The following is a 12,155-nucleotide window of genomic DNA, read 5'->3' as shown; positions in this document are numbered from 1 at the left end:
TTCTGCTTTTTTCAAGCAACAACTCTGGGGGTCAATTTAAAATTGGCGAAAGGGGGTCAAATTTATTGGTATATGCAGTTTAATATCTCTTCCTCTTAGAATTGGCTTAATTACTTCGATACTATTGATATCCTTTTCAATTAATTCCAATTTCTTCTCTTCAGTAATAATGAAAGCATCATTAAATCCAGTTTTAATGCCGTAATTAATATTGATTTTCCAGTCTTTAAGTGGTGTTCCGATCGCTTCTATTTTAGATTTAATTTGTCGTTCTATTTGTGACAAAACTACCCAACTACCTGCTGTAGTAAATTTTGTTACGTTACTATTCTGTTTAACAAAAACGCTGAAATTTTGTCACTTAAAATCGTCTGATTTAAGTTAATCAAGTTTGGTTTAAATTAACTGTATACATTTACAATTTATTTAAATTAAAAAACATGATTTACGGATACATCAGAGTAAGCACAGACAAACAAACAGTAGAAAATCAACGCTATGAAATCAATCAATTTTGTGGCAAGCACACTTTCATTGTTGATAAGTGGATAGAAGAAACCATATCAGGTTCAAAAAGTGTTGATGATAGAAAACTAGGAAAGCTCCTTAAAAAAATGAAAAAAGAGGATATTCTAATTTGCTCAGAATTATCTCGCTTAGGCAGAAACTTGTTGATGATTATGGGGGTTCTTAATGAATGTATGAATAGAGATATCCAAGTATGGACTATCAAAGACAATTATCGTTTAGGTAGCGATATAAATTCAAAAGTCTTAGCATTTGCATTTGGCTTATCAGCAGAAATAGAGAGAAATCTCATTTCACAAAGAACTAAAGAAGCGCTAGCAAGGAAAAAAGCAGAAGGGGTTATCCTAGGGAGACCTAAAGGAAGTAAATCTGCCACAACTAAACTTACCGGGCACGAAAGAAAAATAAAGGAACTGTTAGATAGAAAAGTCTCTTATAGTGCAATAGGCAGAATATTGGGTATTCATCGCTTGACTGTTTCTAGCTTTGTTGGAAAAATTACAGCCTAGCTTTATTGTGTTCCAGTACCAGGATTTACTGGAACACGATAATAAAGCTCCAACAAAAGTTAAATGGCCGGAATAGTTTTATCAGATTTAACAAATTTCAGCAATTCCTTCAAATAGGTTTCGGTTTCCGAAAGACTGCCATGCCTGTTGGCTGAACAAATTTCTGCAAGAGTCCATCCCGCCCTAAATTTTCTCACGTTTGAAAGATGTTTAAAAGAATAAAGTGTATAGTTTTTATCCAACAAACCGGTTGCCTCCAAACATTTTTTAAATCTGTTATAAGCATAATTTTCAGCGCACATTTTGTGTGAAATAAATGTGTCCGCAGAACCAAGGAGAAAATATTCTTTATCAAATTTTTCTATCTGTAATTTATCAAGTTCTGCTCTTAGGCTTACATCGATATTTACAGGAATTGACTTTTTGTTTTTTGAGACGACACCGGGTATTGTGATAGTATTGTCCTCCAAATCGATGTACTTAAGCTGCAAGAACCGGAGTTCTTTTGGTCGAATGCAGGTGTAATAAATCATCCGCACAAAGAGCTGGCAATATCTGTCATTTTTATCAAGCCAGTCCATGATAACCTTGAAATCACGTTCAGTAAAAATTTGATGGGACTGAGTCGGCATTTTTTTTCGCGTTTCGCAGTCGGTAACGGGATTCTCAGGAATGTATTTATTCACCTTTAAATACCTAAAAAAATTATTAAGACCTATTCTGCAGTTATTATAGGTTACTCCAGCCCACTTCCCCTCCCTTTCCTTAAAGTTCAAAAAATCGGTAATGTCAAAATCAGTAATCTTATTTACCTTTTTATTTCCCCCATGATATTTAATAAAAGAGTTAACTGTTGAGCGGTAAGTACTGATTGATTTTGGCCTGGTTCCTTTGGCTTTGTGGTAAGATTCGAACAGCAACAGCGCTTCATTAAGATCAATGCCAATCAGTTCCTTTTTTAACCGGGCGTTGGCGTGTTCATCCAGAGGATTCCAACCACCTTCGAGTGCAATTTTGTAAGCCTCACAAAGATTATTAAAATTCCTGAGTTTTTGCTTTGGGTCCTTTATCCTGTTAAGCTTTCTGGTTACCCTGATCCGCTCCATACGCTCTTCCGCTGCATTGTGAAAGAAGAACTCCACATACCAACTTTGCCTGGCAACTTCTTTTTCCATGGTACTTCCCGCAGGAACCTTAATTATGGCCCGTCCTTTTACGACACGGGGAATAGTATATGGCAGTTCAGGAATTTCCATAAAGGCAAAATTCGCCCCTCGAGAATTTTTATCTTGCAACTGACGTTCGGGATACCCACCGTTTTTAGACTTTTCGTTAGAAGAATTTTGGTTTTTTCGCCGTGCCGGGCGGGGTGAATTTTGACCTCCCGAGGCGTTTAGTGGCAGACTTGTGTCAGAGTTTGAAGACAAAGAATCTTCTAAGTCATTGTTTTTCAATGACTTAGAAGTACCTGTGGAGAATATCGGATTCGAACCGATCACCTCTTCACTGCCAGCGAAGCGCTCTAGCCAAATGAGCTAATCCCCCTTGTGCAGCAAAAATAGTAATTAGTTTAGCTAAAGCAAATGATAATTAATTTATTATTTCATATCTACCCGTTAACCCTAAACCTTAATGGCAAAAACAGCCATAATCGCAACAACCACCAGTGCCGAGGGGAAAGGGTGATTGATAAAAAGAAAAAGAATAAAAAACACAACCGTTAGCAGCACAAGAAACATAAAAGCCTTAAAAATGCTCTCCATGTTAAATACGGCTATTATCGTTAAAAGGCAAATAGAGATGGCTATGGAAGGGAGAAACATTAACCTAATTTATAGCCTTAATGTTAAGTCTTCGTTATGTTGAAATTAAGTCGCTGGTTTTTTGGTTTAATAATTCCTGATAAGTGGAAACAAATTGAGAAACATGGTAGCCATCCATCAGGGCATGGTTAACATGGATGGAAACAGACATCATTTTCCGTTCTCCTTCATTGCGTACCTGGCCAAAAGATAACTTCGGGCAGCTATCCTTAAAACTAAAACTCCTGGCGTGTGAGATAGATTTAAAGTTTAACCAGGGCAAAGCCGAACAGTGGATCACGTTTTCACCACCGGCAGATGGAATCAGGCCCGTACTGTTTTCTACCTTACTAATTTCATCGATCGCTCCTGCTTTAAACGATTCAAAGTCTGAATGAAAATCGATGTACCCAAATCCAAAAGTTCCGTTGGGCCTGTTGATCGTTGCAGAAGCATGTACCTGGTCGTATGTCCAAACCTCACCATCAATAATGCGGTAACGAAAAGGCTCTACCTTATTGGCAGCAAGCAATGATTTATGCAGATAAAGCAGAAAGAAGGAAACATTCTTTTCTTTGGCTTCCAGATATGTTTCGGTACAATCTACCTCTACCGTTACCCCAAAAAATGGTTCATCGAAGGCATTAAAAAACTCAAAATGGTCTTTTCTGATCCAAGTGTTAAGATCTAATTTTTCTTTCATTTAATTAATTTTAGTAAAACTTCAGATAGATTTTCCATCTGATAGAAGTTTGGGTGCTCAATGGTATAATCAATATGCTCATGCACCCAGGTGGTATGGAAAGGAATGTGAACCGCATTACCACCAATGGCCAACACAGGCAAAACATCAGATTTTAAAGAATTGCCCAGCATCAAAAACTCTGCTGGTTTGCAATCCAGGTGCCTGATCAGTTTCTGATAATCTTGCTCCTGCTTGTCGCTCATTACCTCAATATGGTGAAAATAATGATCAAGACCAGATTTACTGAGTTTTCTTTGCTGATCAAGCAAATCACCTTTGGTGGCCACAACCAACCTGAACTTTCCATGCAAGGCTTTCAGTACATCTTCTACGCCATCCAGTAATTCAACAGGTTTATCCAGCATTTCCTGTCCTAAATCAATAACCTTCTGTACAATAGCAGGATCAGCTTTACCTTCAGTAATCCGCAAAACGGCCTCAATCATGCTCAACATAAAGCCTTTAATTCCGTAACCATATAAAGGTAAATTGGCAATTTCGGTTTTATACAACGCTGCGATAATATTATCCCGCGGAAGAAAATCTGCTAAAAGTGCAGCAAACTGCTCCTCCACTTCTCGAAAATAAGGTTCATTAACCCAAAGGGTGTCATCGGCATCAAATGCAATTACAGTAATTTGGTTATTCATTTTATGCTTAATTTTATTGCGACAAAAGTAAAATAACCAAACCACTCCATAAAGGACATTTGTCCGCCAAGTGAGATATGCTCAGAACAAACCTTCAATTTCTCTCCTTTATCGAAACCTTTTGCCACGAAACCGCCGATTCAAAAATTCTGCTTAAGACCTTTAAACCCGGGCACCGCTTTGTGCGCCAGGGAGAAACCATTGCCAATATTTATATGATTAAAGATGGCATTACCAAGTGTTTCATATCTGAAGAAAATGGCAAAGACTTTATTATAGCGTTTTTAGGCAAGGGCGAGGTAATAGGCGAACTGGAAGCACTTCAAAAAATAGATTGCCTTTGTAATGTAGAAGCCATTAGCGAAGTAACCGCTTATGCCGTTCCGGATTATGTTTTTGCGGAGCTCATTGCGAAGAACCCTACCTTTACCAAGTTCCTCTTGCAGGAATTATCTACCCGAATTATTCAGACAAGTACCCGGGCATCTTTTCAACAGTTATACACCCTGGAGTATGGCTTATCGAAACTGCTAAAACTTCAGGATGAAGCGCAAATTATCATCTCAAAAGAAGACATGGCTGCTTATCTTGGCATCTCTGTCAGGAGTTTTAACAGGACGTTAAAGTCACTTTTAGATAAAAAAAGTTATCAACAGACCATAAAAATGCAGGAATACTTCAACTTAACAAATAAAAAACAAAATTAATTAGCTGATAATCTTGCAATTAAAATAACCCGGTTTGAAACTGTAGCGTTTAAAATAAAACATGCGTTTACCATTATGAAACAATAATATAAAGAATATATTTGTAGGTCTATAAATTAACATTTCAGCATATTGCAATACAATAAATAATTTTATGCTAGCCCTATTTAATTGATAAACCAGTAAGAAGCTCATTTAGACAAGTTTTCAACTAACCAAATTCTTCTTATTACTAAATTGATAAATTGTGTGAAGCAGATTATCTTTATTAAATCCAAAAAACATGAGTGCTCGTATAAATATATACATCAATTCACTAACGGATAATCTGATCCCGGAAATCGTTGAACGCCTAAATCAGCATGAAAAAGTGTTAAGCCTGGAGCAGTCATTTACCTTTAAAAATCCAAGAAGTATTCTTTCTCTCGAATTCCGGTGGACTAAACCCAGTATCGAAATTTTGAATACCAGTATATTGAAAGCACAATTCAGTACCTCTTTTAAGCCTTTTGAACTCGCTGAATTTAAAAAGAAAAACGTTCGCCAGAAAGCAGTAAAACAAAGCTATATTGATAAGCTGTTAAAGCGAAAGAAAAAAAAGGTTTATAAACCAATTAAAATTAGCGCACAGGTAGAAAGCCAGCTTAAAGCTTTCAAAAAAGTATTTTCTATTAAATATTACCCGGGAAATTTGTTCGAACACCATCTGGCAACATTGCTGGGGAGCATCATTACAGAAATGGGCAAAGGTATTTGTCATTTCACCAATGATGACATCTGGTATACGGATAAAAATGCAGTGGCAGAATGTATGGCTAACCTTTACTCCTTAGAAGATCTTTCTACAGTAGAGGACGAAAAAACCATTTCAGTAAACCGCGTTAAGGTTCGTATTTAAAGGATATCCTCATTCAGTTATTAATTTTCCTTTTTTTCTAAGAAATTAACATTTTTCATTAATTCTTAATCCTTTTTCATCGCCAGCCTATGGCGATGTGCGCTTGTATCTCATAAAATAACAAACTTTTAGTAGCCCGGTTTGTTAAAAAATGAGGACAATAAAGCACTAAGCTACCCCGTTACTAACTGGAAAAGGTGAAGTGGTGCATTCGGATTCAATTTTATTTATACTGCTCTTCCTTTGTTTACAACTGGCTAACTGCATAGGATTGGCTTGAATAACTTATAATCAATAGGATGGTTGCAAACCAAAAAGACCTTTTAAGTTAAAGAATCGATAAATGATGATTTAATAGAAGGAAAAGAATCTTTTTTTATTTTTGAAAAGAATAGAGATTTTTTTGGTCCATCTCATCAACATATTACCTTAAATTAAAAGAAAAAAACATGAATGTAGAAGACGTTTTTAAAAATAACGAAGAATGGATTGGCAGAAAATTAGCCAACAATCCTGATTACTTTACTGAGTTAGCAAAGGGACAAACGCCTGAATTTCTATACATTGGTTGCTCTGACAGTAGGGTAACGGCAGAAGATTTAATGGGCATCCAGCCAGGACAGGCATTTATTCATAGAAATATTGCCAACCTGGTAAACAATGTTGATTTAAGTGTGATGACGGTGTTAAATTATGCTGTTCGCCATTTAAAGGTAAAACATATTATCGTTTGTGGTCATTACAATTGTGGCGGAGTTAAGGCTGCCATGCAACCGGCAGATATGGGTATTTTAAATCCATGGCTCAGAAATATTCGTGATGTTTACCGCACACACAAAGATGAATTAAATGCGATTGAAGATGAAGGCCTTCGTTATAATAGATTAGTTGAACTGAACGTTCAGGAACAATGTGTAAACTTACTTAAAACGGCAGCCGTGCAGGAAGCCATTACTTTAAGAGGTTTAACCGTACAAGGTTGGGTTTTTGATATTCATACTGGCCGTTTAATTGATTTAAAAATCGATTTCGAAGCCATTTTAAAAGACATTAAAGAGATTTATAATCTTTTTTAGGGATTAGAAGTTGATACTTAGAAATTTAGAACTACACCGGAACCGCACAATCCGTTATAGCATTACTACGAAGAACTGTTCTAATATCTAAAACTTACCTCATAAAAAGACCGATGTCTGGGTCCTGGAACTAACGCCCCTACCCCCTTACATCGGTCTTTTAATTATAACTTTCGCCTTACGCCTTCAAACCGCTAACGCCCAACTTTGAACTCCGGACTCACAACTCCAAACTCCCGATTCCAAACTCAAACCTACCTTCCCATCCAGCCACCATCTACGGTTAATATGGTTCCGTGAACATAATCACTTGCGTTGGAGGCAAGGAATAATGTGGGTCCTTTAAAATCTTCGGGTGTTCCCCATCTGCCTGCCGGGATACGTGATAATATGGAAGTACTTCTATCCTGATCTTCCCGTAATGCAGTCGTATTATCGGTAGCGATATAACCTGGTGCAATTGCGTTCACATTTACACCTTTCGATGCCCATTCGTTCGCAAATGCTTTCGTTAATGAAGCAATTGCACCTTTACTGGCAGCATAACCCGGAACGGTAATTCCACCTTGAAATGACAATAAAGAAGCTGTAAAAATTACTTTTCCGCTTCCTCTGGCGATCATATCTCTGCCAATTTCCCGGGTTAAAATAAAAGGAGCATTCTGGTTTACGGCAATCACTTCATCCCACATATCATCTGGATGCTCAGCAATAGGTTTACGCAAGATCGTTCCTGCATTGTTTACCAGAATATCGATCACAGGGTGATCAGCTTTTACCCTCGCAGCAAAAGCCAATGTCGCTTCACGCTGACTAAAGTCGCACTGATAAGCATAAAACTTTCTTCCAAGCGCTAAAACTTCTTTTTCAACAGCACTATTTTCCAGTTCCAGGCTTGCTGAAACCCCGATAATATCTGCACCAGCCTCTGCTAAAGCCAAAGCCATTGCTTTGCCAATTCCCCTTTTGCAGCCCGTTACCAATGCAGTTTTACCTGCTAAATCAAATATGTTTGACATTTTGCTTTATAAATTTCTTTCCTATTGAATGATAAGCACTTGTGTTCATAAGCAGACGTTCATCAACTCAATAATAGATGTTTAAATTATTTCAATTCGGTAATTGCACAGTGATCCATATCGCCATAATCCAGGTTCTCTCCGGCCATGCCCCAAATAAAAGTGTAATTGCTGGTTCCTGCCCCAGAGTGGATCGACCAGTTTGGAGAAATTACCGCCTGATCGTTTTGCATCCAGATATGGCGGGTTTCTTGTGGCTGCCCCATGAAATGACAAACACTTTGGTTTTGTGGTACTTCAAAATAGAAATAAGCTTCCATTCTCCTGTCATGCGTATGTGCAGGCATGGTATTCCACACACTACCAGATTTCAGTTCTGTCATTCCCATCTGTAACTGGCAGGTTGGTAAAACACTATTTACTAAAAGTTTATTAATGATGCGGTGATTCGCAGTTTCAGGCGTTCCCAGTTCAACAATTTCTGCTTCTGCTTTACTTACTTTTTTGGTTGGGTAGGTATGGTGCGCAGGTGCAGAATTGAGGTATAATTTAGTTGGTTCAGCAGCATCTGCCGATTCAAAGGAAACTTCTTTTGTTCCTTTTCCAATGTAAAGCGCTTCTTTATAATCCAGTTCGAATTGCTCTCCATCGGCAGTGATGATGGCTTTCCCTCCCACATTGATAATTCCCAGTTCTCTGCGTTCTAAAAAGTAATTGGCTTTCAAATCGTCAGGGTTAGGCAAATCCAGTTTCTGGCTAACAGGCATTGCACCGCCAACAATATACCTATCAAAATGTGATAGGGTTAAATTAACCTGGTTCGCCTCAAAAACGTTTTCGATTAAGAAATTTTCACGCAGTGCTGCGGTGTCCATTTGTTTAACTTCTTTTGGGCTTTGGGCGTAACGGCTTTCGAATTTATTCATGGGTTAAAATTTGAGATGTGTTAAAGCTGAAATATCAACTCTTATTCGCAAATATATTTATCCCATCGTTATTAAAGGAATTAATACACAACTTTGTAATATTTTTTTCGGGTAAATTGCTTTTGACCGATTAAATAAATCAATGTACTAAAATCTATGTCGCTTAACATTTTAACCCTATAAGCGCAGTAGGCGTTGCCTTATTTAGTTTAGGTAATTATTGACTTAAGCGATATTCTCCAGATACCTCAAAACCTCTTCTTTTTTCCTGCTGGAAACCAGTATATTTTCCTTATTCTCCATTTGCAGATAACCCTCACGATAGTATTTCTTCACATATTTGAAATTGACTAAATACGACTGATGACACCTCAAAAAACCAAAAGGCGTAAGCAGGCTTTCGTATTCTTTCAGCCCTTTTGATACCACAATTTCTCTTCCGTTGTTTAAGTAAAAACTGGTATAACCTTTATCACTTTTGCAAAACATGATATCCTCTATGTTAACCACCTCAATATATTCTACACTTTTCAAAGCAATACGTTTGGCAGCAGCAACTCCTTGCGATAAATAGTGTTCTTTTGCAATAGCAAGTTGCTGTTCTCCAAAGGCTTCATGTTTTCGGTGATGAAAGCACTTGTTAAGTGTGTTAATCAGCAATACGTCGTCTATCGGTTTTAGTAAATATCCAAATGCACCTAAATTTAGTGCCTGAATAGCATATTGATCGTAGGCCGTAAGAAAAACAACCTGCAAATCGGCAACACCAATTTCATCAAATAAGTGGAAACTATCGCCATCTTTTAATCGGATATCAGCCAGAATAATATCGGGCTTTAATACTGGTATCTCTTTCTTGGCGATGGCAATTTCTCCTGCAAAACCTACTACTTCCAGATAGTCGATTTTTTTTACAATTTGTAAAATGTGCTGCAAAATTCGTACTTCATCTTCCAGAATATAAATTTTCATTATGATCTTATTTAGTCAGTAATAATTGGGATGATGATTTCAACGATCACGCCTTTTGCGTCTGATCCTTTTTTATCTTCCACTTTAAAATGTGCTTGTTTCCCTTTTGAGGTAAAAAGTAAATCGAACCTTTCTTTTAATATAATTTGCGCCAACGATTGCTTTTTTTGCTTATCGGCCGCTTTTGTAGTTAAACCACTACCATTATCTTCTACCTCAATACTTAACAAATCATTTTTAACCTTGAAGGATATGTTTAACAGGCCTTTATGCGAAATGTTCCTGAAACCATGCTCGATGGCATTTTCTACAAAAGGTTGAATCAGCATTGGCGGGATGAAAGTTTCATTCACATCCAGCTCATCATCAATGGTAATTTTATAATCGAAAGCGCCGGAATAACGCATTTGCTGCAAATGAATGTAATTGTTTAAAGAGGTAATTTCTTCCTCAATTTCGATAAAATCTTTCCTGTTTTGCTCCAGGATGCCCCGCAGCAAACCAGAAAACGACTTTAGGTAACGGACCGATTCATCTATATGTCCTGATGCCACTAAACCTTGCAAATTGGCTATGGCATTAAATATAAAATGTGGATTCAGCTGTGCCTGTAAGAGTTTTTGTTCTATATTTAACCGCTGGTTTTCAGACCTTAACAACTTATTTCGCTCTCTCAGCCGTTGCTGGCGATAGATCACGAAGAAGAAAGAAACTACACCAAAAAAGATCAGAAGAATTAAAAAAAGTGTCCACCGTTGTTGTTTAATGATGGTTTCGTTTAGCTTATTACTACTTTTTAATTGTATTATATTCTGATCTTTTTCAACTTTATATTTTTCATACATTTCGGCGACCTTAACTGCCTCAATTGCTTTATTATTTCGAAGTTCAATAACATATGCAGAATCTGCTGCCTGAAGCGCACGGGCGAAATCTCCTTTCATCTTATAAGCCTCAATCAACCCATTGTAATGAACCGTTTTCTGTTTTCCCCATGGATCACGTTTTTCGAAATCAATCCCTGCTTTATAATAATGAATAGCCGAATCAGGTTGGTGGTTGCGAATAAAAGTGGTAGCCATGTTATTAAAGGCAATATCGTTAAGGTTATCGGTTTTTTTAAGGTAATTAAAATATATCTTACTACAAACCAGTGCTTTATCGGGCTGCCCCTGCTGACTGTAAATTTGTGCTTCATTATCGTAAGTACGGGCCAGTGCCAAACTATCGCCATTTTTTTGCGCCAAAATCCGGGCCTGCGAATTGTAATAGGTCATTTTTTTAACATCCATTAACCGATAAGCCAATAAGAAAGAAATATCAAAATAACGCTGTTTAATTACTGGATGAGCTTTAAAAGGATGGTTTTCAAAATATAAAGCTGCATATTCCAAAGATTTTTTTTCATTATCGTTTTGAAAATAAGCTTGTGCCAATAAATCATAAAACCGATAGGTTAAGCGACTATTTACTTGTTCAGCTTTTTTTAAAGCAGCAAATATCCGGCTGGTTAAAGCAGATTCGACCATTGATCCATTACCCATATTTTGACCGAGTATTCCATAGGTTTTTAAAAGTTCTACCTCACTGCCTGGCATGGTAACTTTCATTTTCTGATACTCCAGCAAAGCGCTGTCTATCTTCTTCTCCAAACTGAATTTTATCGCTTTAAAATAGTGATAATAGGGATTAGCTTCTTTGTTGGAAGAAACACTCAATAAGCTATCTTCTTTGAAAATGACATTTTTAACTTTTACTGACCGCAGGGTATCTAAAGAAATGATGACTGACAAATAATCTTTTTGAATTGCTGTTGTCTTCACTTTTGTATTTTTCTCTTTATTTCCGCAGGCGGGAACAAAAAGGAAACTCAAAATAGAGTAAATGATAAATACGGTTTTTAAATTCATATTCAGTAATCGGGATTGGCTTAATGAAATCTATAAATATTTTTAAATATATCAATAGAATATCCTGAAAGAAACAGCTGTTGAATATCTGCTTGTTTTAAGCCCATATCTGTATTAACTAAATCTATTTTCGTTAGCAGGAATCCCACACGAAAAAATAAAAATCAACAAACAGACCCAATTTTTCTCTGAGCAAAGTTGCGTTCACAGAATTATTTCCATAAATCCAGATAGCAAAAGTGCTCAGTGGTTCCCTCTATTTTAGCGTATTAAGATTGAACATCCGCGAATATAGATTCAATCCGCTCGCATATCAACTACCGTTTGTATTGCCAACCATTAGTACCGAAGTTTAAATGTGATTTAAGCATAACACTTCGTTTCTGGCTTAACCACAAATAAACACGCAATTT

The 12,155-nt window shown here is 36.9% G+C and carries 12 protein-coding genes and 1 tRNA gene; 4 read left to right on the top strand and 9 right to left on the bottom strand.

The window, feature by feature from the left end:
* Positions 1 to 36: 36 nt before the first annotated feature.
* Positions 37 to 285, bottom strand: a complete 249-nt coding sequence (locus tag GJU39_RS20050) for a hypothetical protein (RefSeq protein ID WP_154282787.1) — start codon at positions 283 to 285, stop codon at positions 37 to 39.
* 155 nt (positions 286 to 440) lie between these two features.
* Between GJU39_RS20050 and GJU39_RS20045 the strand changes: the two genes are divergently transcribed.
* Positions 441 to 1,037 (top strand): master DNA invertase Mpi family serine-type recombinase, encoded by a 597-nt coding sequence (locus GJU39_RS20045; RefSeq protein WP_154282786.1) that lies wholly within the window; start codon positions 441 to 443, stop codon positions 1,035 to 1,037.
* 59 nt (positions 1,038 to 1,096) lie between these two features.
* Here GJU39_RS20045 and GJU39_RS20040 read toward each other — a convergent pair whose 3' ends face one another.
* From GJU39_RS20040 to GJU39_RS20025, 4 genes are all read right to left on the bottom strand, one after another.
* Positions 1,097 to 2,293 (bottom strand): tyrosine-type recombinase/integrase, encoded by a 1,197-nt coding sequence (locus GJU39_RS20040; RefSeq protein ID WP_154282785.1) that lies wholly within the window; start codon positions 2,291 to 2,293, stop codon positions 1,097 to 1,099.
* A gap of 215 nt (positions 2,294 to 2,508) precedes the next feature.
* A tRNA-Ala gene (locus GJU39_RS20035) sits at positions 2,509 to 2,582 on the bottom strand.
* A gap of 312 nt (positions 2,583 to 2,894) precedes the next feature.
* Complete coding sequence (locus tag GJU39_RS20030) at positions 2,895 to 3,542, bottom strand: chloramphenicol acetyltransferase (protein WP_154282784.1); 648 nt, start codon at positions 3,540 to 3,542, stop codon at positions 2,895 to 2,897.
* Entirely contained in the window at positions 3,539 to 4,234 is a 696-nt protein-coding gene (locus GJU39_RS20025) for an HAD family hydrolase (protein ID WP_154282783.1), read from the bottom strand. Before GJU39_RS20025 ends, GJU39_RS20030 begins: the two co-directional genes overlap by 4 nt.
* A gap of 77 nt (positions 4,235 to 4,311) precedes the next feature.
* On the opposite strand from GJU39_RS20025, the gene GJU39_RS20020 reads away from it, so the two are divergent.
* The 3 genes from GJU39_RS20020 (at position 4,312) to GJU39_RS20010 (ending at position 6,915) form a co-directional block, all read left to right on the top strand.
* Positions 4,312 to 4,941: a Crp/Fnr family transcriptional regulator gene (locus tag GJU39_RS20020; RefSeq protein WP_154282782.1), complete on the top strand. Its 630-nt coding sequence runs from the start codon at positions 4,312 to 4,314 to the stop codon at positions 4,939 to 4,941.
* 283 nt (positions 4,942 to 5,224) lie between these two features.
* The gene (locus GJU39_RS20015) at positions 5,225 to 5,839 is read left to right on the top strand and encodes a hypothetical protein (RefSeq protein ID WP_154282781.1); all 615 of its coding nucleotides are present in this window, start codon (positions 5,225 to 5,227) and stop codon (positions 5,837 to 5,839) included.
* Positions 5,840 to 6,288: 449 nt separating this feature from the next.
* Positions 6,289 to 6,915 (top strand): carbonic anhydrase, encoded by a 627-nt coding sequence (locus tag GJU39_RS20010; RefSeq protein WP_154282780.1) that lies wholly within the window; start codon positions 6,289 to 6,291, stop codon positions 6,913 to 6,915.
* A 254-nt stretch (positions 6,916 to 7,169) separates the two neighbouring features.
* Here the strand turns inward: GJU39_RS20010 and GJU39_RS20005 are convergent, their stop codons facing one another.
* The 4 genes from GJU39_RS20005 to GJU39_RS19990 form a co-directional block, all read right to left on the bottom strand.
* Positions 7,170 to 7,934, bottom strand: a complete 765-nt coding sequence (locus tag GJU39_RS20005; RefSeq protein WP_154282779.1) for an SDR family NAD(P)-dependent oxidoreductase — start codon at positions 7,932 to 7,934, stop codon at positions 7,170 to 7,172.
* Between the two features lie 86 nt (positions 7,935 to 8,020).
* Complete coding sequence (kduI, locus tag GJU39_RS20000) at positions 8,021 to 8,860, bottom strand: 5-dehydro-4-deoxy-D-glucuronate isomerase (protein ID WP_154282778.1); 840 nt, start codon at positions 8,858 to 8,860, stop codon at positions 8,021 to 8,023.
* A 225-nt stretch (positions 8,861 to 9,085) separates the two neighbouring features.
* Positions 9,086 to 9,832 (bottom strand): LytR/AlgR family response regulator transcription factor, encoded by a 747-nt coding sequence (locus GJU39_RS19995; RefSeq protein ID WP_154282777.1) that lies wholly within the window; start codon positions 9,830 to 9,832, stop codon positions 9,086 to 9,088.
* 11 nt (positions 9,833 to 9,843) lie between these two features.
* The gene (locus GJU39_RS19990) at positions 9,844 to 11,742 is read right to left on the bottom strand and encodes a tetratricopeptide repeat-containing sensor histidine kinase (RefSeq protein ID WP_154282776.1); all 1,899 of its coding nucleotides are present in this window, start codon (positions 11,740 to 11,742) and stop codon (positions 9,844 to 9,846) included.
* Between the last annotated feature and the right edge of the window lie 413 nt (positions 11,743 to 12,155).

It is taken from the genome of Pedobacter petrophilus (assembly GCF_009674725.1).
GTDB classification, from domain to species: Bacteria; Bacteroidota; Bacteroidia; order Sphingobacteriales; family Sphingobacteriaceae; genus Pedobacter; species Pedobacter petrophilus.
This window is presented reverse-complemented; position numbering and strand designations above follow the sequence as displayed.

What these genes read in the sequence shown, in the direction of transcription:
- GJU39_RS20045 (WP_154282786.1), top strand. Translation starts at nt 441, where the DNA reads ATGATTTACGGATACATCAGAGTAAGCACAGACAAACAAACAGTAGAA.
- GJU39_RS20040 (WP_154282785.1), bottom strand. Translation starts at nt 2,293, where the DNA reads ATGGAAATTCCTGAACTGCCATATACTATTCCCCGTGTCGTAAAAGGA.
- GJU39_RS20030 (WP_154282784.1), bottom strand. Translation starts at nt 3,542, where the DNA reads ATGAAAGAAAAATTAGATCTTAACACTTGGATCAGAAAAGACCATTTT.
- GJU39_RS20025 (WP_154282783.1), bottom strand. Translation starts at nt 4,234, where the DNA reads ATGAATAACCAAATTACTGTAATTGCATTTGATGCCGATGACACCCTT.
- GJU39_RS20020 (WP_154282782.1), top strand. Translation starts at nt 4,312, where the DNA reads ATGCTCAGAACAAACCTTCAATTTCTCTCCTTTATCGAAACCTTTTGC.
- GJU39_RS20015 (WP_154282781.1), top strand. Translation starts at nt 5,225, where the DNA reads ATGAGTGCTCGTATAAATATATACATCAATTCACTAACGGATAATCTG.
- GJU39_RS20010 (WP_154282780.1), top strand. Translation starts at nt 6,289, where the DNA reads ATGAATGTAGAAGACGTTTTTAAAAATAACGAAGAATGGATTGGCAGA.
- GJU39_RS20005 (WP_154282779.1), bottom strand. Translation starts at nt 7,934, where the DNA reads ATGTCAAACATATTTGATTTAGCAGGTAAAACTGCATTGGTAACGGGC.
- kduI (WP_154282778.1), bottom strand. Translation starts at nt 8,860, where the DNA reads ATGAATAAATTCGAAAGCCGTTACGCCCAAAGCCCAAAAGAAGTTAAA.
- GJU39_RS19995 (WP_154282777.1), bottom strand. Translation starts at nt 9,832, where the DNA reads ATGAAAATTTATATTCTGGAAGATGAAGTACGAATTTTGCAGCACATT.
- GJU39_RS19990 (WP_154282776.1), bottom strand. Translation starts at nt 11,742, where the DNA reads ATGAATTTAAAAACCGTATTTATCATTTACTCTATTTTGAGTTTCCTT.